The sequence below is a fragment of the Saccharopolyspora erythraea genome (genome assembly GCF_018141105.1).
Classification (GTDB): Bacteria; Actinomycetota; Actinomycetes; order Mycobacteriales; family Pseudonocardiaceae; genus Saccharopolyspora_D; species Saccharopolyspora_D erythraea_A.
Genome location: NZ_CP054839.1, coordinates 7,752,340 through 7,772,463, shown reverse-complemented (window position 1 = coordinate 7,772,463; position 20,124 = coordinate 7,752,340). Strand labels below are relative to the sequence as shown.

The window sequence follows — 20,124 nt, the reverse complement described above, 5'->3', positions numbered from 1 at the left end:
TCGACTCAAGTCTTGGAGGGACGGCAACGGTGACCGGACGGTACGAAGAGCCCGAAACGCAGCGTGACACGGGCGCGGCAGTTCCGGCCGACGGTGCGGGGATCGAGCACGCGACGCCGGACTACGGCGACTCCGGAGGGGCGTACGCGCCCGCATCGGCAACCGGCCATCCCGCCTCGTCGTACATGGGTCCCGGACAGGTCGATCCGTCGGCGCAGCAGCCGGCTCCGGCGCCCGACGGCGGGGCGCCCAGGCCGTACTACCCGAGCGGCGCGCCGCAGCCAGGCCAGCCCGCGCCGCAGTACTACGGCGATCCGTCGGTTTCCGGACCGCAGCAGCCGAACTTCCCCGCCGCCGACGCGCAGTCCGGTCCGCATGCGGTGCAACAGGGACAGCAGTCCGGCCCGTACACCGTGCAGGGTTCGGGTCCGTACAACGTGTCCGGCCAGCAGTCCGGTCCGTACAACGTTTCGGGCCAGCAGTCCGGTCCGTACAACGTTTCCGGCCAGCAAAGCGGTCCCTACACCGTGCAGGGGCAGCAGTCCGGGCCGTACGCCGTCGGCGGCCAGTCGGGTCCGCACTCGGTGCAGGGACAGCACTCGGGGCCTTACACCGTGCAGGGGCAGCAATCCGGGCCGTACACCGTGCAGGGTTCGGGTCCGTACAACGTGTCCGGTCAGCAGTCCGGTCCGTACCCGGTGCAGCCCGACCAGTCCGGCCAGTACCCGCCCGGCCAGCAGTACGGCCCGCCCAACCCGGTGCACCCCGGCCAGCCGTACCCGGTGCCGCAGGGCCCGCACCCCGAGCAGCAGGGCCCGGCGCAGGACCTCTCGTCCGCGCAGTTGCTGCGCCAGAGCAAGCGTCCGCCGCAGTCCGGCTGGCGCAAGGCGGTCTACGTCGCCACCGGCCGCTCGGTCAACCTCGGCGAGAGCTCCTCGGACCTGCACAGGCGCGAGCTGATCTCGCGGATCAACCAGCCCCTGCAGGGCTGCTACAAGATCGCGATGCTGAGCCTCAAGGGCGGCGTCGGCAAGACCACGACCACCGCCACGCTCGGCTCGACCTTCTCGTCCCTGCGCGGCGACCGGGTCATCGCCGTCGACGCGAACCCGGACCGCGGCACGCTGAGCCAGAAGATCCCGCTGGAGACCACCGCGACCGTCCGTCACCTGCTGCGCGACTCCGGGCACGTCCGCAAGTACAGCGACGTCCGCTCGTACACCTCACAGGGCCCGAGCAGGCTGGAAATCCTTGCCAGCGAACAGGATCCGGCCGTCTCGGAGGCGTTCAGCGAGGACGACTACCGGCGCACGGTCACGCTGCTGGAGCACTTCTACAACATCGTGCTCACCGACTGCGGCACCGGCCTGATGCACTCGGCGATGAAGGGCGTGCTCGACCTCGCCGACTCGCTGGTGATCGTCTCGTCGGGTTCCATAGACGGTGCCCGCAGCGCCTCGGCGACCCTGGACTGGCTCGACGCGCACGGCTACGGCGCGCTGGTGAAGCGTTCGGTGGCGGTGATCAACTCGGTGCGCCCCGGTTCGGGCAAGGTCGACGTCGACAAGCTGATCGCGCACTTCGGTTCGCGCTGCCGCGCGGTGTCGCGGATCCCGTTCGACCCGCACCTCGAGGAGGGCGCGGAGGTCGAGCTGGACCAGCTCGCGCCGCCGACCAGGATGGCGCTGCTGGAGCTCGCGGCGGTCGTCGCCGACGACTTCCCGCACGCCCTGGGGCGTCAGCGGCAGAGCTGACCGACGACGGCGGCGATCGCGGCGCTGGTCTGGCGGATCTGGTCCGCCGACAGTGCCGCGTAGCCCAGGACCAGGCCGGGGAACGGTGCCGGACCGTGCGCGTAGCCCGACAGCGCCGGTGCGGCGATGCCCTGGTCCGCCAGCGACTCCTGCACCTGCCGGTCGTCGACCCGCGGCGGTAGCCGCAGCACCAGGTGCAGCCCGGCGGCCACGCCGACCGGCTCGCAGCCGTCGACATCGGACAGCGTGGACAGCAGCATGTCGCGCCTGCGGCGGTAGAGCGCGCGGGTGCGGCGCAGGTGGCGGTCGTAGCCGCCGGTGCGTAGCAGGTGCGCGAACGCGGCCTGGGGCAGCGTGGCGCAGCCGAGGTCGTCGAGCCGCTTGCGCTCGACCAGCTCCGGCAGCAGCGCCGGTGGCAGCACCAGCCAGCCCAGCCGCAGCGCCGGGGCCAGGACCTTGCTGACGCTGCCCTGGTAGATGACCCGCGTCGGCGCGAGCGCCTGCATCGCACCGAGCGCCGGCCGGTCGTAGCGGTGCTCGGCGTCGTAGTCGTCCTCGACCACCAGCCCGTCCTGCTCGGCCGCCCACTCCAGCAGCCGGTGCCTGCGGTCGGGGTGCAGCACGACGCCGAGCGGGAACTGGTGCGCGGCGGTCACCAGGACGGCACGGCAGCCGGTGGCGGCGAGGTCGTCGACGCGGATGCCGTGCTCGTCGACCGGCACCGGGACGGGTCGCAGCCCGTGCGAGGCGAGCAGCTCGGACTGGCCGAGGTGGCTCGGGTCCTCGACGGCGATCGAGCGGTGGCCACGCCGGTGGAGCTCGTCGGCGACCAGTGCCAGACCCTCGGCGGCGCCGTTGGTGACCAGCAGCGAGGCGGGCTCGGCCGCGACCGCGCGCACCCGGCCGAGGTAGGCCGCCAGCTCGGTGCGCAGCGCGGGCAGGCCGGCCGGGTCGGGGTATCCCAGCTCGTCGTTCGGCAGGTCGGCCAGCGCCGCCCGGTGCGCCGCGAGCCATTCCGCGCGCGGGAACGAGCTCAGCGACGGAAGCCCGGGGTGCAGGTCGACGCGGGCCCGTGGCGCTCGCGCGGTGGCGTCGCCAGCGGGTTTGCCGATGTGGCTGGTCACCCGGGTTCCCGAGCCGCGTTCGGCGATCAGGTAGCCCTCGGCGACCAGCTGGTTGTAGGCGGCCGCGACGGTGCCGCGGGATAGCCCGAGCTGACCGGCGAGGTCGCGGCTGGAGGGCACGCGGCTGCCGGGCGGCAGCCTGCCGTCGCGGATGGCCCCGCGCAGCTCGTTCTCCACCGTCCTGCCGCGCTTGCCCCGGGTCGTGCCTGCGACCGCGGGGAGCAGCAGCTCGCGCAGGGTCTGCCACTCGCGTTCCATCGGCACCGAGCTTACGTCCGGCGGGCGCCGCCCGAGCGCCGTCGCCGCACGCCGCAGACCTGTCGGGGGATGGCACGCATCACGTCTGCGAGCTGAGCGGGTCGTTTCTCGGTGGGGAAGTGGACCAAAACCTCAGTGTTCAAATGGCGCTTACCATTGGTCCACTTCCGCCCGACCATGGTGCCGTGATCACCACTGGGGTTCGATACCGGGCCGAGCGCGCCGCGATCGCGGGTGCGGCGGTGGCAGCGGCGGCGGTGGGTGCGGCGGTGCCGGTCAACGGCCTGCTGCGCGACTATCCGATGTGGACGGGCCAGGGCTTCCGCTACGCATTGGCCGGGGTTCTGCTCCTGGGATGGGCCAGGTTCCGGGGCCGGTCGCTACCGCTGCCGCGGGTGCGCGACCTGCCCGCGCTCGCAGGGCTGGCCGTGTCGGGGATGCTCGGGTTCTCGTTGCTGCAGATCCACGCCCAGCGCTACGCCGACCCCGGCTTCGTGGCCGCGGTCGTCGGCGCCGGCCCGCTCCTGCTCGGTCTGGTGACACCGCTACTGGCCCGGCGGTGTCCGTCACCGCCCGTCGTGGCGGGTGCCGCACTGGTGGTGTCCGGCATCGCGGTGCTCTCGGGCGGTGGGGCGTGGCGCGCCGCGGGCCTGGTGCTCTCGGTGGGGAGCCTGCTGTGCGAGGCGTCGTTCACGCTCCTGGCCGTCGGTGTGGTGGCGCGGCTCGGCGGACTCGCGGTGTCGACGTGGTGCTGCCTGATCGCCGGAGGTATCGGCCTGGCCGCCGGGGCCGCCACCGAGCCGCTGCGCCCACCGGCAGCGGTGGAGCTGACCGCGCTGCTGGTCGTGGCGGTCGTGGTGACGGCTGTGGCGTTCTGCCTCTGGTACCACGGGCTGGCCGTGCTCGGCGCGGACCGCGTCGGGGTGCTGATCGGCCTGATGCCGGTGTCGGGGTTCGCGGTCGCCGTCGTGCTCGGTGTCCAGCAGCCGACCCCGGCGGCGGCCGCCGGAACGGCAGTGGTCGCGGCCGGCTGCGTGCTCGGCCTGCGCCGCGGGCGCGAGGCAGGCGGCCACGGCCCGTGAGCCTTCCGGGCTGCTGTGGCGTTCCGGAGGGCTCACGGGGTCACGGGTGCGGCCGTGCCCGCCGGGTCAGCTCTCCTCGCCGGGGTTGCGCGGCTTGCGCTGCTGCTCGTCGAGCCTGCGCAGGAACTCGGGGTCGTCGTCCGGTGCGGTCGTGACGCGGCGGCTGCCGCTGGTCGGCCGTGTGGTGGTGTCCGGACCGAACGCCTTCCAGAGCAGCACCGCGACCGTTACGAAACCGATCGCCGCCAGCACGTAGATCATCTTGGCGCCACCTCCACTCGTCCCCCACGAGACTAGCCAAAATCGGGCATCGAGGTCGAAGGCGCCGGCGCGTCCGGAGCCAGGTGACGCCTCCTCTGCGGTGAGGCGTCACCTGGCTCCGCCGGGTCTTCCCGGTCGCTGTCGGCGGTCCGGGACCTACGCGCTGCGGCTGACGTCGTTGGTCAGCTCGGCGAGCAGCGCGCGGACCTCGGACTCGCGGAAGCGGCGGTGGCCACCGGGCGTGCGGATGGAACCGATCCGGCCGGCGGTCGCCCACCGGGTCACGGTCTTGGGATCGACGCGGAACAGCGAAGCGACCTCACCGGGGGTGAGCAGCTGCTCCTGTCCGTTCTGGCGGGTCTGCTGGGGCGTCGCGGTCACTGGTGACCTCCACGGTGCGAGGACGGTTTTCGGGCATTCCGGTCGCATCCTGGCACTTGGGAGGGCAGGTACTCGAACATTTGGGTCCAGGTAAAGGGAAGGTAAGGGACGAAAGCGGCGCTTCGGGCGACGGCCTGCGCCGACGGGCGCCGGAAGGCGTGCTCTACCCTGGTTGACGTGCTGAAACAGCAAGAGGACGAGCAGGTGACCGAGCAGCCCGGCTCCACCCTGGCCCGCGACGTGGCGCTTTACACGCTGGCCAGGCTGGGGATGCTGGCCGCCGCGACCGCGCTGCTGCTGGTCTTCCAGGTGCCGTTGCTGGTGGCCGTGGCCGTCGCGGTCGTGCTGGTGATGCCGATCTCGATGCTGGTGCTGGGGTCGCTGCGGCGCCGGGTCGCAACCGGCATGGCCGAGCGCGCCGAGCGGCGCCGGGCCCAGCGCGACGAGCTGCGCGCCCAGCTGCGCGGCGAGCGCGACGAAGACGACCAGTGACCCTGGTGAGCAGGGATTCCAGCGAGGACGGTGTGATGGCCGAGGTGATCGGCAGCAGCGTGGACCGCTCGTCGGCGCGCGGCCAGCGGTGGACCAGCGAGGCGATCCGGATCATCGAGGCCGACGCCAACCGCAGTGCCGACACCCATCTGCTGCGCTATCCGCTCCCGGCGGAGTGGGGCGTCGATCTTTACCTCAAGGACGAGTCAACACACCCGACGGGTTCTCTCAAGCACCGGCTGGCCCGGTCGCTGTTCCTGCACGCGATCTGCAACGGCTGGGTGACCGAAAACACACCGGTCATCGAGGCGTCCTCGGGCTCGACCGCGGTCTCCGAGGCCTACTTCGCGTCCCTGCTCGGGCTGCCCTTCATCGCGGTGATGCCCCGGTCGACCAGCCGGGAGAAGGTCGCGCTGATCGAGCGCCAGGGCGGTCGATGCCACTTCGTCGACACTCCCGGGGCGATCTACGACGAGTCCCGCAGGCTGGCAGGCGAGCTCGGCGGGCACTTCATGGACCAGTTCACCCACGCCGAGCAGGCCACCGACTGGCGGGGCAACAACAACATCGCCGAGTCGATCTTCGAGCAGATGGCGCTGGAGACCCACCCGGAGCCGGCCTGGATCGTGGTCGGCGCGGGCACCGGCGGCACCAGCGCGACGATCGGCCGCTACATCCGCTACCGCAGGCACCGGACCCGGCTCGCGGTAGTCGACCCGGAGCACTCGGTCTTCTTCGACGCCTGGTGCGACGGCGACGCCACCCGGACCGGGCAGCGCGGCTCGCTGATCGAGGGCATCGGCAGGCCCCGGGTGGAACCGTCGTTCATCGGCCAGGCCATCGACCGGATGATCAAGGTGCCGGACGCGGCGTCCATCGCGACGATCCGGTTCGCCGAGCAGGTGCTGGGCCACCGGGTCGGCGGCTCCACCGGCACGAACCTGTGGGGCGTGTTCGGGCTGGTCGCGCGGATGCGGCGCGCCGGGGAGCGGGGCAGCATCGTCACCCTGCTCTGCGACGGCGGCGAGCGCTACGCCAACACCTACTACGACGACCGCTGGGTGGCCGAGCAGGGGCTGGAGCTGGACGAGGCGCACAAGATCCTGGACCGCTTCCACGCCACCGGCGAGTTCCCGGCAGACTGACCCGAGCAGATCGTCCGCCGAGGTGGGGTAGTTCGTCGATGCGGTGTCCGAGGTTCGTCCAGCGCAGGCCCGGCAGCGGGCCGAAGTTGCTCGCCCTGGCCCCGGTGCTGGGCCTGGCGGTGGCGGGCTGCGCGCCCGGCGGGGCGCCCGGCGCGCCGAGCCAGCCGCCCGCGGCGACGACGTCCGAGGAGACCTCGTCGGAGTCGGTGACGCCGTCGATCACCCGCGACCTGCCGCCGGAGCAGCGGCGTCCGCTCACCGCCATCCCGACGAACGAGCTGTGCGGGCTGGTGAGCCCGGACGAGCTGGCCCGGCTGGCGTTCCCCGTCGAACCGGGGACCGCGCGCGAGGTCGGCTTCGACCCGCCCGCGCGGGGCTGCTCCTACCAGGCGCGCACCGGCGACCAGTCGGTGCTCGTCGCCGCGCAGCCCGAGGGCTACGCCGAACTCGGCACCACGCCGGTGAACCTGGGTTCGGCGCAGGGGACGCAGGCGCTGCACGCCAACGACTGCACGGTTTTCGTGCCGCTGCCCGGTGCCACGTTGCAGATCGTGGTTGGCGCGGGCGAGGCCGACGCGGACCAGTGCGACACCGCGCAGTCGGTGGCGCAGTACGTGCTGGGTGCGCTGGCGCGGTGACGAACTGGCCCCGGAAATGGGGCTTTTCGGGCGAGTTCCCTCCCCCGAATGTCACAGCTTGAACACTTTTGCCGGTTCTCGAGAACCGGCTCGCACCGCGCTGCTGTCATACCTCCGGCGGTACCGGAGGTCGGTACCGCCTGGATTGAACAGCGGGTCGGGAGGCGCGATGGCCGGGAATCTCAAGGCGGTTCCGGAGGAGCTGCGGGGGTTCGAAGGGCTCCTCGAACGGAATGCGAACCATTTCAGGGAAATCGATGCGTGGGCGGAGAGCACCGCGTCCAACACCAGCGGTTTCACCGGCTTGATGATGGTGTTGATCCCGGTCGTAGAGGGCGTCACCGCCCTGTACGGCGAAACCCTCGATTTCGCGCGTTCGGCGCTGATGAAGGTCAAGGAAGAGCTCGGGAACACTTCCGCCGAATACGAACAGCGCGAACAGCGGATGGCCGAGATGTTGCGCGCGATCGAAGCCGATCTCGACAAGATGAAGGTCTGAGGGGATTTCGACATGGGGGCATTCGCCGACGAGGAAGACCCGATCGCGCTGCTCGAAGCCGATCCCACCAAGAGCAACGCCGATGCGCTCGACGCCGCGGTCGAGGACGCCGGATGGCAGGTGCAGGCGGTCAACTGGGTGTACGAGAAGGTCACCGGCGAGAACCTGATCGAGTCGCTGATCGCGCCGATCACCGGTGACTTCTCCAAGATCGAGGTCAACGCCGAGGCGTGGGGCCAGGTCGGTGAGGCGCTCTCGGCGATCCGGACGAACCTCAACGCGGGCATCAGCGAGCTGCGCGAGAGCTGGGACGGCGCCGGGGCCGTGGCGTTCGAGGGGATGCTCGTCGGGACCTGGACGGTGGCGCTGGAGGGCGACGCGCTGCTGGCCCGGCTGATCGGGCAGGGCTTCCAGAAGGCCGCCGACATGTCGCGGCGGATGACCGGCAAGGCGCTGGAGCTGATCAAGAAGCTGGTCGACCGGCTGATCGAGACCGCGGCCACCGGCTGGATCCCGGTGGCGGGCTGGGCGAACGCGGTCCGGCAGGTCGAGCGCTGCGTCAGCATCGTGATGACCATCATCGAGCTCTACGAGGCGCTGACCGCGATGTACGAGGCGGTCGTGGCGCTGGTCGACAGCATCAGGAGCGCGGGGACGAACCTGTCCAAGATCAAGGAGGTCAACAGCCTCGGCGACGCGGTCAACCTCGCGATCGACATCAAGGGCGACGCCACGGCGGTCCGCGACGGGGTCACCGGTGTCCGCGACTCCGCGACGCAGGTCCGCACGAGCGCGACCGAGACGCGCGGCACCATCTCCGGCGGCTCCGGTGGTTCGGGCGGCTCCTCGGGTGGTTCGTCCGGTTCCGCCGGTCAGAACGGCTCCGGCTACCGGACAGCGGCCGCAGGCACCCTCTAGCGCACCCGAGCGGGAGAAGACGTGAGCGAAGACATGCTGAGTCCCGAGATCCGGGCGGCGCGCGACATGGTCGAGGAGCGCATGCGCCGGGTCGAGGAGGCGATGGCGAAGGCCGAGCGGCTCAGCGCCGCACTGCCCGAGGTCAGGCTGACCGAGGAGAAGATCGCCGAGATCGAGCGGCTCATCCGCGACGGCAGGGCGCCCGCGGAACTGGCCGCCCTGCAGGAACGCATCGACGCCGGTGAGCTGACCTGGAACGATGTCGCCGACGGTACGGCGCTGCGCGACGAGTCGGTCCAGGCCGCGTTCGCCGCGAGCATCGCCAACATGCAGAAGGCCAAGGAACTGCTCGACGAGGGCCACGACGTCGCGACGGTCATCAACTCCGACCCCAACGCCACCACGGACGAGAGCTACGACGATGAGCCGCCGGACTCGTTCCTGCGGTGAGGGAAACGGTGAGTGAGCAGGTATGAGTCGCAAGGCACTGATCGGCGTGACCGCGGCCTGGGGGATCGTCGTCGGCATCGCCGCGGCGGTGTTCCTGGCGATCGCGGTCTTCGGCGGCACGAAGCTCGACGAGACCAGCGCCACGCCCGGTTCCAGCAAGGTCGTCGAGCAGTATCGCTGGGACGGCAAGCCGATCCTGGTCACCTCGGCCAGGTCCGGGGGCGGCGTCGCGCGCTGCCAGGTGACGCCGGACAGCGGTGAGCCGCGGGAGATCAGCACCCGCGGTGCCGAGGGCCGCTACGAGGTCCGTGAGACCACCGCGTGGTTCTCCGGCTCGGCGACGCTGGTCTGCCGGGACCGGGCCGTCGTGCGCACCGGGTCGCAGATCACGATGTACGAGCTGGCGACCAAGAACCGGATCGCGCAGATCGCCGCCGTTGTGGTCGGCGCGGGACCGTTCCTGGCGGTGTCCGTCTTCGGGCTCGGTCGCCGCAAGGTCGACGCCTGAGGCGACCCTGCGACGACAGCGGCCCCGGAACTCGCGTTCCGGGGCCGCTTCGCTGCTCGGGTCAGGAACCGTGCCAGTGCGCCGGTCGGCTCAGCCCCGGCGGGATGCTGGTGGCCGCGTCGCCCTTGGCGGCGTTGACCTGCGCCTGGGTGAGGAAGATGCTCCCGGTGAGGTCGGCGCCGCGCAGGTCGGCGTCGCGGAAGTCGGCCCCGATCAGGTCGGCGCCGCGCAGGTCCGCGCCGCGCAGGTCGGCCGCGATGAGGTAGGCGCCGCGCAGGTTCGCCCCGCGCAGGTCCGCGCCCTTGAGCTTGGCCCCCATGAGGTCGGCGCCACGGCGGTTCTTCCTGCGCCCCGGGATCTCCGAACGCACCAGCTCGCTGGTGCGCAGCAGGAGCTCGTTGACCTCCGCGCGCACCGCGGCGACGTCGGCCTCCGCCAGCTCGTCGGCGCTGCCGCGAGTGAGGCGCTCGACCTCGTCGAGCCGACGCCGCAGGTCACCGTGGATCTCGCGGGTCTCGGTGCGGTCGAGCGCCTCGGTCAGGTACCAGAGCAGCTCGTGGAGCTGGCGCATGACGGGGAACACGTCGAACATCCGCCGCGCGGTGCCCTGGTCCTCGCGCCAGCTACGTCCGCCGAAGGTGACCTGCGAGACCTTCTGGCCCGCGCCGAAGCAGTCGAACACGGTGCAGCCGGGAAAGCCGCGCTCGCGCAGGTTCGCGTGGATGCCGCAGCGGTAGTCGGCGAGCAGGTTCGAGCAGGGCGTCCCGCCTGCCTTGTCGACGGCGAAGTCCGCCGACTTCGCGAAGGGCAGCGCGACGCAGCAGAGCCCGAAGCAGCTCGCGCAATCGGCCCGCAGGTCCGCCCGGTCGGTGCTGGTGGTCGCCGGCTGTTCGGACAAGGTGCGTGATCTCCTGCTGCTGGGCGGCGCGGCAGGCCGCCGCGCGCCGCCCATTGTCCCTCAGCCCTGGCCGAGGGCGAACGCGATGCCGGTGGCCACCGCCCACAGCAGCATCGCGAAGCCGGTGTCGCGCAGCGCCGGGATCAGCTTCCGGCCCTTGGCCCCGGTCAGCACCGCGCGCAGCGAGGTGACCAGCAGTGGCAGCGCCAGGAAGCCCAGCAGCGCCCACGTGTTGCGCAGCGCGACGAGCACCGTGATCAGGAACGGCACCAGCACCAGGGTCACGTAGAGCGTGCGTGTGTCGCGGTCGCCGAGCAGCACCGCCAGCGTGCGCTTGCCGGTGGTCCGGTCGGTCGGGATGTCGCGCAGGTTGTTGGCGACCAGCACCGCGCTGGAGAACGAGCCGATCGCGACCGCGCCGCCGATGCCGAAGCCGGTGACGCCTGCCGCCTGGGTGAACTGGGTCCCGAGCACCGCGATCAGCCCGAAGAACACGAAGACGGCGACCTCGCCGAGCCCGGCGTAGCCGTAGGGCTTCCTGCCACCGGTGTAGAACCACGCACCGGCGATGCACAGCGCGCCGAGCGCGAGCATCCACCACTGGCCGCTGAGGACCACGACACCGATGCCGGCCAGGGCCGCCAGGCCGAAGCACACCCACGCGGCGGTGCGCACCGCGCCCGGCTCCGCCGCGCCGGAACCGACCAGGCGGAACGGCCCGACCCGGTCGGCGTCGGTGCCGCGGATGCCGTCGGAGTAGTCGTTGGCGAAGTTCACGCCGAGGATCAGCAGCATCGACACGGCCAGTGCCAGCACCGCGATCGCCGGATCGAACTCGTCGATGCCCGCCGCCGCACCGGTGCCGACGAGCACGGGTGCGATCGCATTCGGGAAGGTGCGGATCCGAGCGCCTTCGATCCACTGCGCGACAGTCGCCATGTGAGCCATCTTCGCTCACGCTTTCGGACGGCCTGCCCGAGCCTCCCCGAGCAGGGACGGGCAGCGGGTGCGGTGCAGTGGTGGGGTTTCCCCGGCGCGGGCCGCTGAACAGCCAGAACTATCCGGCGAAGTGCTGCCGCAGGGCGGTCCGGTCGGGCTTGCCGGGGCCGCGCAACGGCAGCTCCGGCAGGAAGACGATGTTCTTCGGCGTAGCCGCGGGCTGGGCGCGCTCGCGGACCGCCGCGCGCAACGCCTCCGCCGACGGTGGGCGCGCCGGGTCGGCCGGCACCACCGCCGCCACCACGGCCTGGCCCCACTCGGGGTCCTCTACGCCCAGCACGCACACCTCGCGGACACCCTCGTGCTCGGTGAGGATCCGCTCGATCGGCATCGGGGCCACGTTGACCCCGCCCGTGATGATCACGTCGTCGGCCCTGCCGAGGATCTCCAGGCGGTCGCCGGCCCAGCGGCCGAGGTCACCGGTGCGGAACCAGCCGCCCGCGAACGCAGGCGACTCGGGCACGCCCCGGTAGCCCCTGGCCAGGTTCGGCCCGGCCAGCGACACCACGCCGCCCGCGTCGATGCGCACCCGCACGCCGTCCAGCGGCACGCCGTCGTACACGCAGCCGCCTGCTGTCTCGCTCATGCCGTACGTCGTCACCACGCGCACCCCCTCGTCGAGGGCCCGGCGCAGCAGCGCGGGAGGCGTCGCCGCCCCGCCGAGCAGCACGGCGTCGAACCGGCGCAGCGCCGCCAGCCCCTGCCCGCCGTCGTTGACCACGCGGCTGAGCTGCGTCGGGACCATCGAGGTGTAGTGCGGGCCGTCGTTCGCCAGCATCTCCGCGGCGGCCTCGGCGAAGCGGTCGGGCCGGAAGCCGCCCGCGGTGTCGACCGCCACCGGCGTCGTCCCGGCGAGCAGCGCGCGGACCAGTACCTGGATGCCCGCGATGTGGTGCGCGGGCATCGGCAGCAGCCAGTGCCCGGAACCGCCGAGGCGGCGGTGCGTCGCCTCGGCGGAGGCGCGCAGCGCCGAAGCGGGCAGCAGCACGCCCTTCGGCACGCCGGTCGAACCCGAGGTGGCGATGACCAGCGCGGTCGGGTCACCGGCGGTGTCCTCACCCGGCCCGAGCGCGGTGCCGGGCGCCAGCGCCCGCACCGGCTCGGAGCCCTCGGCCACCGGCAGCAGCGCCGGACCGTCCCCGTCGAGCGCCCTACGCAGCGCAGGCAGCACCTCCGGCGCACGCCTTCCGGCGGGCACCACCAGCGGCTCGATGACACGTGGGCTCGGCATGGCGCTCATTCTCGGCCAAGGCCCTCACCAGGCGAAATCATCGACCACGCGTTCGAGTGAGTTCGCTCAAGAATTCGAGTCCCTGCGGCGATGGTGTTGTCGCACTCCCCAGAGGAGATCGAGGTGACGAGCTTGGCGCCGGCCGAAGCGTCGCGGGCCTTCGATCCGCTGGCCGACCTCGCGGGCATGTGGACCACGGGGCTCGCCGAGCGGTACCTGCCCATCCCGGGCATGTCCGCGGTGAAGTACGAATGCCTGGACGGAAGGTTGACCGTGATCCCGCACGACTCGTCGGCCAATTCCCATGCGGCGGGGAAGCTGAACCGGATCTTGGCCCCGCCTGCGGAAGAGGCGGGCTTCCTCGCCTGCCTGACCATCAACGTCGCGTTCTCGCCGAAGCGGTGGATCGATCCAGCCGGACCTGACGATCGTCAAGTCGCTTCCGGAGCCCGATGTCGACGTGTGGGTCCCGACCGACCAAGTGCTGATGCCCGTCGAGTTCGTCTCGCCGTCGAGCCGCCGCAAGGACCGCATCGACAAGCCCGCGCTGTGCGCGGCGGCGAAGATCCCCTACTTCATGGAGGTCGAGGTCCGCCGGTCGCAGGTCCGATCGGAGGTCAAGCTGTTCGCGCTCGACATCGACCACTACGTCGAGGTCGCCGTCGCCGGGGCGGGTTCGCGGTTCGAGATCGAGTACCCGTTCCCGCTGTCGTTCGATCCGAAGGAGCTGCTGCCGCCGCAGCCGCGCTGACGGCAAAGGCCAGGTGTGGGTACCGCCACCATGTGCCGAGCGACACCGCTCGTGGCCGGCGGGCGATGTCTCCACGGCCACGAGCGGGCACTCGCGAGCACTGGCCACTGGTCAGCGCGCAGTGCGACCAGCCGGTAATAGCAGGGATCAGTAGTACCAGGGGAAGGACGACCAGTCCGGCTCGCGCTTCTCGAGGAAGGAGTCGCGGCCCTCGACGGCTTCGTCGGTCATGTAGGCCAGCCGGGTCGTCTCGCCCGCGAAGAGCTGCTGGCCGACCAGGCCGTCGTCGATCGCGTTGAACGCGTACTTGAGCATCCGCTGCGCGGTCGGCGACTTGCCGTTGATCTCGCGCGCCCACTGCAGGGCGATGGCCTCCAGCTCCTCGTGCGGCACGGCCTCGTTGACCATGCCCATCCGGAACGCCTGTTCGGCGGTGTAGGGGCGGCCGAGGAAGAAGATCTCCCGCGCGAACTTCTGCCCCACCTGGCGGGCCAGGTAGGCCGACCCGAAGCCGCCGTCGAAGCTGCCGACGTCGGCGTCGGTCTGCTTGAACCGGGCGTGCTCGGCACTGGCCAGGGTGAGATCGCACACCACGTGCAGGCTGTGCCCGCCACCTGCGGCCCAGCCCGGCACCACCGCGATGACGATCTTGGGCATGAACCGGATCAGGCGCTGCACCTCGAGGATGTGCAGCCGCCCCGCCCGTGCCGGGTCGACGGTGTCGGAAGTCTCACCGCGGGCGTACTGGTAGCCCGAACGGCCGCGGATGCGCTGGTCACCGCCGGAGCAGAACGCCCAGCCGCCGTCCTTGGGCGACGGCCCGTTGCCGGTCAGCAGCACGCAGCCGACGTCGCTGGTCATCCGCGCGTGGTCGAGCGCGCGGTAGAGCTCGTCGACGGTGTGCGGGCGGAAAGCGTTGCGGACTTCCGGCCGGTTGAAGGCGATGCGTACGGTGCCCTTCCCGGGCCCGTCCTCGACGCAGCGGTGGTAGGTGATGTCGGTGAAGTCGAAGCCGTCCACGGGCTCCCACGCGACCGGATCGAACAGCTCAGAGACACGCGGATTCTGCACACCTGGGACAATAGGCCCAGCAAGCACCGGGGCACGGGCCCGCCCGCACCGCCTCGGCGCCTGCCGGGCCGGCGGCCGGGGTGACGTCTGACCGCCGTCCGCAAGCGAATTTCTCAGGGGTGATGGGTTGAATCCGTCCACGGCCCAGGCCGAGGTCATCGTCGACGAGCTCGTCCGCAACGGGGTGCGCCAGGTGGTGCTGGCCCCGGGGTCCCGCAACGCACCCCTGTCCTTCGCGCTGCACGATGCCGCCGAGGCGGGCAGGATCGACCTGCACGTCCGCATCGACGAGCGCAGCGCGGGGTTCCTCGCGCTGGGCATCGCCGCCCGCACGCGGCGCCCGGTGGTCGTGGCGTGCACCTCGGGCACCGCGGCGACGAACCTGCACCCGGCCGTGAGCGAGGCGTGCCACGCCGGGATTCCGCTGATCGTGCTGACCGCCGACCGCCCGCCCGAGCTGCGGGCCGCGGGCGCCAACCAGACGATCGACCAGTACCGCCTCTACGGCACCGCGGTCAGGCTGTTCGACGAGCTCGCGGTGGCCGAGAACCGGCCCGGCCAGAACGCCTACTGGCGCACCCAGGTGTGCCGGGCCGCCTCGATGGCCGCCGGTACCACCTGGGGCGGCCCGGTGCACCTGAACCTGCCGTTCCGGGAGCCGCTGGTGCCCAGCGGCGACCGCGACTGGTGCGAGCCGCTGGACGGACGTGCCGACGGGCAGCGCTGGACCGAGGTCTCCGAGCACGAGAGCGCGCCGAGCACGCTGTCCAAGGTGCGGTCGCGCCGCGGACTGGTCCTGGTCGCCGACGGCGCCGCCGAGAGCGCGAGCGCCTGGGGCGAGCGGTACGGCTGGCCGGTGCTGTCGGAGACCGGCGGTGTCGGGCTCTCCGGCGCGGCCGCGATCAGCACCGGCATGTGGCTGCTCAAGCTGCCCGGCTTCATGCGCGACCACCTCCCGGAGCAGGTGCTGTGCGTAGGCCGCAACACGGTCTTCCGCCAGGTGCAGAGCCTGCTCGCCGACTCCGGGGTCGAGGTCCTGCTGGCCCACGGCGGCTCGCACTGGCCGACCCCCGCGCACAACGTGCGGGAGGTCGCCGAGACCTTCGGCGCCTCGCCGGGACCGGCCGACCCCGACTGGCTGACCGGGTGGCAGCAGGCGGACCAGAAGGCATCGGCGGCCCTGCACGCGGCGCTGGACCTGGAGCGGTGGCCGAACGGGCCGGTCGTCGCCCGCGACGTCGTCGACGCCCTTCCGGCGGGGTCGCTGCTGGTGCTGGGTTCCTCGAACCCGACGCGTGACGTCGCCCTCGCCGCGAACCACCGGCCGGACGTCGTCGTGCACCGCAACCGCGGCGTGGCCGGGATCGACGGCACGGTGTCCGCGGCGATCGGCTCCGCGCTGGCGCACGGCGGCCCGTCCTACGCGCTGCTCGGCGATCTGACGTTCCTGCACGACAGCAACGGGCTCATACTCGGCCCGCAGGAACAGCGCCCGGACCTGACGATCGTGGTCCTCAACGACGACGGCGGCGGCATCTTCTCCCTGCTGGAGCAGGGAAGTCCCGAACACAGCGGCTCCTTCGAGCGGGTCTTCGGCACCCCGCACGGCACCGACATCGGCAGCCTCTGCGCGGCCCACGGCGTCGAGCACACCGTGGTGCGGCAGCGCTCGGAGTTCGGTGCCGCGCTGCGCCGGCGTTCCGGGCTGCGCGTGGTCGAGGTCCGCGCCGACCGCGCCGAACTGCGCGGCGTGCACGAGCGTCTGCACGCGGCGGTGCGCGGCGCACTGCACGGCTGATCGGACGCCGCGCTTCCCGGATTCCCGTTTTTCCTTGTGATATGGGAAAAACCGCTGCCTCCGTTTGGCGCCTGGGAACACCGCTCCTTCCTTAATCTCCTTGCGGGTCACGCCTCGTGGCCCGGATTCCAAGGAGGTAGCGGGTGTTTCGACGACAGGGCCTGCGAGTGGCGGCCGCTTCCTGCTGCGCCGCGGCGTTCCTCGCCACGCCGGCGCTGGCCGGCAGCGACGGTCCCGGCGCGCCAGGGGTGGGCGACGACTACTTCCCCGGCTACGGAAACGGCGGCTACGACGTCTCGCACTACGACGTCCAGGTGCGCTACCAGCCGGCGGACGACTACCTGCAGGGCACGACCACCATCGTGGCCAAGCCGACGCAGAACCTGACCGCGTTCAACCTGGACTTCGCGTTGAACGTGAAGTCGGTGCTGGTCAACGGCCAGCGAGCGCAGTTCGAGCACGATGGGTTGGAGCTTTCCGTGACCCCGCCGCGGACGCTGCCGCAGGGCAGCCTCGCGACGTTCGTCGTCGAGTACGACGGCGTCCCCTCGACGGTCGAGGCAGGCGGGATCAAGCCGTGGATCCGCACCTCCGACGGCGCGCTGGCGATCGGGCAGCCGGAGATCTCGTCCTGGTGGTTCCCCGGCAACGACCACCCGCGCGACAAGGCGACCTTCGACATCGCCGTCACCGTCCCCGACGGCACCGAGGTGCTGGCCAACGGCGTCAACACCGGCAAGTCGAGCCTGGCGGGCCAGACCACGTGGCAGTGGCGGACCACCAAGCCCACCGCGACGTACCTGGCGTTCATGTCGGTCGGGCAGTACGACATCAGCACCAAGCCCGGCGCGTTCGGCCAGCCGTTCGTCACGGCCTACTCCGACAAGCTCGGCGAGTACGAGGGCGCGGCCAAGGCCAGCATCGAGCGGACCCCGGAGGTCGTGGAGTTCCTCTCCGGGCTGTTCGGCGAGTACCCGTTCGAGGCTCAGGGCGGCGTCGCCACTTCCGAGGGCCTGAACTTCGCGCTGGAGAACCAGACCCGGCCGACCTACAGCCACCTGTTCTTCCGCCGTGGCGCGAACATGTCGGTGGTCGTGCACGAGAACGCCCACCAGTGGTTCGGCGACTCGATCTCGGTCGACACCTGGCGCAACATCTGGCTGAACGAGGGCTTCGCCTCCTACGCGGAGTGGCTGTGGTCGGAGGCGCACGGCACCGGCACCGCGCAGCAGCTGTTCGACCACTACTACTCGTCGACGCCTGCCGACGACCCGTTCTGGCAGGTCAAGCCCGGCGATCCGGGCGCTGCCAACGTGTTCCACGGCGCGGTCTACGACCGCGGCGCGATGACCCTGCACGCGCTGCGCAACGTCGTCGGCGACGCGGCGCTGCTGGACATCACGCGCACCTGGGTCGCGGAGAAGCGCTACCAGACCGGCACCATCGAGGAGTTCATCGAGCTGGCCGAGCAGCGCTCGGGCAAGCAGCTCGACGAGTTCTTCAACGCGTGGCTGTTCACACCGGGCAAGCCGGCGGTCGGTGCGGCGACCGGCGTCCCGGCCAGCGCCACCCGCGCGTCGCTCGTGCCGCCTCCGGCGGTCGCCGAGATCGACGCGGTGCACGAGCGCGTGCACGACCACGACTGACGAACGGTTCCGTCCTGCCGGCGGCGCCGGGCACCACGCCCGGCGCCGCCGGTTCGCGTCCGGGCGCCCGCAGACCCGTGTCTTCCTGCGCTAGGCGATGCCTTCCAGCGCCTCCCGCATCGGCAGCAGCTTCGCCTCCGCCTCGGCCACTTCCAGGTCGGGATCGGAGTCGGCGACGATGCCGCATCCGGCGAACAGCCGGACCCGGCCCTCCCGGTCCGCGGGGCCCGACTGGATCTGCGCGCAGCGCAGCGCCACCCCGAACTCGCCGTTGCCGCGGGCGTCGACCCAGCCGACCGGTCCCGCGTAGCGGTCGCGGTCCATCCCCTCCAGCTCGTGGATGAGCTTCACCGCCTGCGGAGTCGGGGTTCCGCCGACAGCGGCGGTCGGGTGCACGGCATCGGTCATCCGCAGCAGCGTCGCCTGGTTGCCGCTCAACACCCCGGAGATGTCCGACGCCAGGTGCATGACGTTGCGCAGGCGAAGCACCGACGGCTCCTCGGGCACCGTCAGCTCGGTGCAGAACGGGCTCAGGCAGGTGGCCAGCGACTTGGCCGCGTAGTCGTGCTCGCTGCGGTCCTTGCCGGAGGCGAGCAGCTCGGCAGCGAGCTCGTCGGCACCGCGGCCCTCGCGCGGCCATATCGTGCCCGCGAGCACCCGGGAGCGGACCAGCTGCCCGGCACGCTCCAGCAGCAGCTCCGGAGTCGCCCCGACCAGCCCGTCCACCGCGAACGTCCAGCAGCTCGGGTAGCGGGCCGCGAGGTTGTTCAGCAGGAAGCGGCCGTCCAGCGGGTCGGACGTGCAGGCCAGCAGGTCGTGGGCCAGTACGATCTTGTCCAGGTCGCCGACCTCCCGCATGCGGCGCACCGCGTCGGCCACGGCCTGCCGGTATCCGGTGGCGCTGAGCTGCCCGTCGCTGTAGCGGACCATGCCGGGGTGCGCGACCGGTTCCGGCGGGCGCGCGGCGGCAGGCTCGCCGACGGTGGTGACCCACCGCACGCCGTCGCGCTGGCCGACGACCACCTCCGGCACCACGAGCACGGAACGGCCGGGCTCCTCGGCGAACGCCATGCTGGTGAACGCGACCGGACCCGTGCCGGGCAGTCCGACCTCGTCGTGCACCTCGACCTGCTCCGTCCAGTCCTGCCACCAGGCGTCGGCCTCGACGAAGCGCTCGGTGCCGGAGGTGTCCAGCCGGGCCGCGCAGCCCCAGCCGACCAGGCCGTCGCCGTCGCGCACCCAGCTCAACGGGGTGTCGCGCGGCAGGAGTTCCAGCAGAGGTCGATCGTGCAGGGGATCACCTGCACGGAGCCTCCGTGTACGCGCGGTCAGCAGACGCGAGGTAGTGGCCACCCTTGGAGGGTAAGCGGAGCGTGCACGAGAGTGGCGGTGGCCGATGCCCTGCCCGCCCGAGCACGCCAAGTCCCTACAATCGGTCACCGTGGCGAGCGACGCGGTGGCACCGGACGCAGCCGACTCGGTGACCGATCCGGGCACGGTAGGTGACGAGCCGACGACTCGCCGTCCCGCGTCCGGCGATGAGACGGCCCGCCGCTCGGAGGACGGCGGCGACGAGGCGACCCGGGACCCGCGCGGCGAGGACACCCGCGATTCGCACGGTGACGACGCAGCCCAGGACTCGCGCGGTGACGAATCAGCCCGGGACGCGCACGGTGACGACGAGACGGCCCGCCGTCCGCGCGCCGGCAGCGGGGCGGCTCGGCGGCCGCGGCGCGATCCGCGCCGGATCGCCGCTCGCGGCGTGCTCGGCCTGTTGCTGCTGCTCACCGGTCTCCTGCTGGCGATCGTCGTCGGCTGCTTCATCAACGACCGCACCATCGAGGAGTCCCGCGGCCAGGCGGTCGCCGAGGTGGTGGACAGCTCCTTCACCCGCACCGTCGTCCGGTTCAGCACCGACGAGGGCCGGGTCTACATCCCGCCGGCAGGCGTCCTCTACCCCGCCGGGCTCCAGCAGGGACAACTGGTCCGCGTCGAGTACGACACGCGCAACCCCGACCTGGTCCGCGTCGCGGGACGGACGATGGTGCTTTCCCTGTTGCCGGTCGGCACGGCGATCGCGGGCACCTGGCTCGTGCTGCTGCCGACATACCTGGTGCTGCGCAGGCGCCGCTGAACGCGGCGCCGGGCGCTGCCGCAGACGGTCGGCGGGAACTGGTGGCAGTTCCGCTGAACCTGGCGCGGACGCTGTGAACCTGGCGT

General features: G+C 71.8%; 21 protein-coding genes. 13 read left to right on the top strand and 8 right to left on the bottom strand.

Features of this window, described 5'->3' with window-relative positions:
- The first annotated feature begins 29 nt into the window (after positions 1–29).
- Complete coding sequence (locus tag HUO13_RS34895) at positions 30–1,754, top strand: MinD/ParA family ATP-binding protein (protein WP_211899103.1); 1,725 nt, start codon at positions 30–32, stop codon at positions 1,752–1,754.
- Here HUO13_RS34895 and HUO13_RS34890 read toward each other — a convergent pair.
- The gene (locus HUO13_RS34890) at positions 1,739–3,136 is read right to left on the bottom strand and encodes a PLP-dependent aminotransferase family protein (protein WP_211899102.1); all 1,398 of its coding nucleotides are present in this window, start codon (positions 3,134–3,136) and stop codon (positions 1,739–1,741) included. The two genes, HUO13_RS34895 and HUO13_RS34890, sit on opposite strands and share 16 nt — an antisense overlap.
- A 185-nt stretch (positions 3,137–3,321) precedes the next feature.
- Here HUO13_RS34890 and HUO13_RS34885 point away from each other — a divergent pair, with 185 nt between their 5' ends.
- The gene (locus HUO13_RS34885) at positions 3,322–4,218 is read left to right on the top strand and encodes a DMT family transporter (protein ID WP_249124297.1); all 897 of its coding nucleotides are present in this window, start codon (positions 3,322–3,324) and stop codon (positions 4,216–4,218) included.
- A gap of 66 nt (positions 4,219–4,284) precedes the next feature.
- Here HUO13_RS34885 and HUO13_RS34880 read toward each other — a convergent pair whose 3' ends face one another.
- Together HUO13_RS34880 and HUO13_RS34875 are read right to left on the bottom strand one after the other, a co-directional pair.
- Positions 4,285–4,479, bottom strand: coding sequence for a hypothetical protein (locus HUO13_RS34880; protein WP_211899100.1), 195 nt, complete (start codon positions 4,477–4,479; stop codon positions 4,285–4,287).
- A 156-nt stretch (positions 4,480–4,635) separates the two neighbouring features.
- Positions 4,636–4,860 carry a BldC family transcriptional regulator gene (locus HUO13_RS34875; protein ID WP_009944010.1) on the bottom strand — a complete coding sequence of 75 codons (225 nt, stop codon included), beginning with the start codon at positions 4,858–4,860 and terminating at the stop codon, positions 4,636–4,638.
- Positions 4,861–5,037: 177 nt separating this feature from the next.
- On the opposite strand from HUO13_RS34875, the gene HUO13_RS34870 reads away from it, so the two are divergent.
- From HUO13_RS34870 to HUO13_RS34840, 7 genes are all read left to right on the top strand, one after another.
- Entirely contained in the window at positions 5,038–5,352 is a 315-nt protein-coding gene (locus HUO13_RS34870; protein WP_211899099.1) for a DUF4229 domain-containing protein, read from the top strand.
- 35 nt (positions 5,353–5,387) lie between these two features.
- A complete protein-coding gene (locus tag HUO13_RS34865) occupies positions 5,388–6,497 on the top strand; it encodes a PLP-dependent cysteine synthase family protein (protein ID WP_249125235.1) in 1,110 nt (369 codons plus the stop codon).
- 38 nt (positions 6,498–6,535) lie between these two features.
- Positions 6,536–7,135, top strand: a complete 600-nt coding sequence (locus HUO13_RS34860; RefSeq protein WP_211899098.1) for a DUF3558 family protein — start codon at positions 6,536–6,538, stop codon at positions 7,133–7,135.
- 169 nt (positions 7,136–7,304) lie between these two features.
- The gene (locus HUO13_RS34855) at positions 7,305–7,634 is read left to right on the top strand and encodes a hypothetical protein (RefSeq protein WP_211899097.1); all 330 of its coding nucleotides are present in this window, start codon (positions 7,305–7,307) and stop codon (positions 7,632–7,634) included.
- A gap of 12 nt (positions 7,635–7,646) precedes the next feature.
- Entirely contained in the window at positions 7,647–8,552 is a 906-nt protein-coding gene (locus HUO13_RS34850; protein ID WP_211899096.1) for a WXG100 family type VII secretion target, read from the top strand.
- A 21-nt stretch (positions 8,553–8,573) separates the two neighbouring features.
- Positions 8,574–9,002, top strand: coding sequence for a hypothetical protein (locus HUO13_RS34845; protein ID WP_249124296.1), 429 nt, complete (start codon positions 8,574–8,576; stop codon positions 9,000–9,002).
- Between the two features lie 22 nt (positions 9,003–9,024).
- A complete protein-coding gene (locus HUO13_RS34840; protein WP_211899095.1) occupies positions 9,025–9,510 on the top strand; it encodes a hypothetical protein in 486 nt (161 codons plus the stop codon).
- 61 nt (positions 9,511–9,571) lie between these two features.
- On the opposite strand, the gene HUO13_RS34835 is transcribed toward HUO13_RS34840, so the two are convergent.
- The 3 genes from HUO13_RS34835 to menE form a co-directional block, all read right to left on the bottom strand.
- Positions 9,572–10,408 (bottom strand): pentapeptide repeat-containing protein, encoded by an 837-nt coding sequence (locus HUO13_RS34835; protein ID WP_211899094.1) that lies wholly within the window; start codon positions 10,406–10,408, stop codon positions 9,572–9,574.
- Between the two features lie 60 nt (positions 10,409–10,468).
- Positions 10,469–11,347, bottom strand: coding sequence for a 1,4-dihydroxy-2-naphthoate polyprenyltransferase (locus HUO13_RS34830; RefSeq protein WP_211899093.1), 879 nt, complete (start codon positions 11,345–11,347; stop codon positions 10,469–10,471).
- A 118-nt stretch (positions 11,348–11,465) separates the two neighbouring features.
- Entirely contained in the window at positions 11,466–12,638 is a 1,173-nt protein-coding gene (menE, locus tag HUO13_RS34825; RefSeq protein WP_211899092.1) for an o-succinylbenzoate--CoA ligase, read from the bottom strand.
- Between the two features lie 409 nt (positions 12,639–13,047).
- Here menE and HUO13_RS37950 point away from each other — a divergent pair, with 409 nt between their 5' ends.
- Positions 13,048–13,389 (top strand): hypothetical protein, encoded by a 342-nt coding sequence (locus HUO13_RS37950; RefSeq protein WP_349253388.1) that lies wholly within the window; start codon positions 13,048–13,050, stop codon positions 13,387–13,389.
- Between the two features lie 147 nt (positions 13,390–13,536).
- Here the strand turns inward: HUO13_RS37950 and HUO13_RS34815 are convergent, their stop codons facing one another.
- A complete protein-coding gene (locus HUO13_RS34815; RefSeq protein ID WP_211899091.1) occupies positions 13,537–14,460 on the bottom strand; it encodes a 1,4-dihydroxy-2-naphthoyl-CoA synthase in 924 nt (307 codons plus the stop codon).
- Positions 14,461–14,587: 127 nt separating this feature from the next.
- Here HUO13_RS34815 and menD point away from each other — a divergent pair, with 127 nt between their 5' ends.
- Positions 14,588–16,258: a 2-succinyl-5-enolpyruvyl-6-hydroxy-3-cyclohexene-1-carboxylic-acid synthase gene (gene menD, locus HUO13_RS34810; protein WP_211899090.1), complete on the top strand. Its 1,671-nt coding sequence runs from the start codon at positions 14,588–14,590 to the stop codon at positions 16,256–16,258.
- A gap of 143 nt (positions 16,259–16,401) precedes the next feature.
- The gene (locus tag HUO13_RS34805; protein ID WP_211899089.1) at positions 16,402–17,904 is read left to right on the top strand and encodes a M1 family metallopeptidase; all 1,503 of its coding nucleotides are present in this window, start codon (positions 16,402–16,404) and stop codon (positions 17,902–17,904) included.
- A gap of 90 nt (positions 17,905–17,994) precedes the next feature.
- On the opposite strand, the gene HUO13_RS34800 is transcribed toward HUO13_RS34805, so the two are convergent.
- Complete coding sequence (locus HUO13_RS34800) at positions 17,995–19,257, bottom strand: isochorismate synthase (protein WP_249124295.1); 1,263 nt, start codon at positions 19,255–19,257, stop codon at positions 17,995–17,997.
- An 88-nt stretch (positions 19,258–19,345) separates the two neighbouring features.
- Here HUO13_RS34800 and HUO13_RS34795 point away from each other — a divergent pair, with 88 nt between their 5' ends.
- The gene (locus HUO13_RS34795; protein ID WP_249124294.1) at positions 19,346–20,038 is read left to right on the top strand and encodes a DUF3592 domain-containing protein; all 693 of its coding nucleotides are present in this window, start codon (positions 19,346–19,348) and stop codon (positions 20,036–20,038) included.
- Positions 20,039–20,124: the final 86 nt, after the last annotated feature.

Bases quoted from the DNA above. Each gene is read 5' to 3' on its own strand.
- HUO13_RS34855 (WP_211899097.1), top strand. From the start codon at position 7,305: ATGGCCGGGAATCTCAAGGCGGTTCCGGAGGAGCTGCGGGGGTTCGAA.
- HUO13_RS34830 (WP_211899093.1), bottom strand. From the start codon at position 11,347: ATGGCGACTGTCGCGCAGTGGATCGAAGGCGCTCGGATCCGCACCTTC.
- menE (WP_211899092.1), bottom strand. From the start codon at position 12,638: ATGCCGAGCCCACGTGTCATCGAGCCGCTGGTGGTGCCCGCCGGAAGG.
- HUO13_RS34840 (WP_211899095.1), top strand. From the start codon at position 9,025: ATGAGTCGCAAGGCACTGATCGGCGTGACCGCGGCCTGGGGGATCGTC.
- HUO13_RS34850 (WP_211899096.1), top strand. From the start codon at position 7,647: ATGGGGGCATTCGCCGACGAGGAAGACCCGATCGCGCTGCTCGAAGCC.
- HUO13_RS34860 (WP_211899098.1), top strand. From the start codon at position 6,536: ATGCGGTGTCCGAGGTTCGTCCAGCGCAGGCCCGGCAGCGGGCCGAAG.
- HUO13_RS34865 (WP_249125235.1), top strand. From the start codon at position 5,388: ATGGCCGAGGTGATCGGCAGCAGCGTGGACCGCTCGTCGGCGCGCGGC.
- HUO13_RS34890 (WP_211899102.1), bottom strand. From the start codon at position 3,136: ATGGAACGCGAGTGGCAGACCCTGCGCGAGCTGCTGCTCCCCGCGGTC.
- HUO13_RS34880 (WP_211899100.1), bottom strand. From the start codon at position 4,479: ATGATCTACGTGCTGGCGGCGATCGGTTTCGTAACGGTCGCGGTGCTG.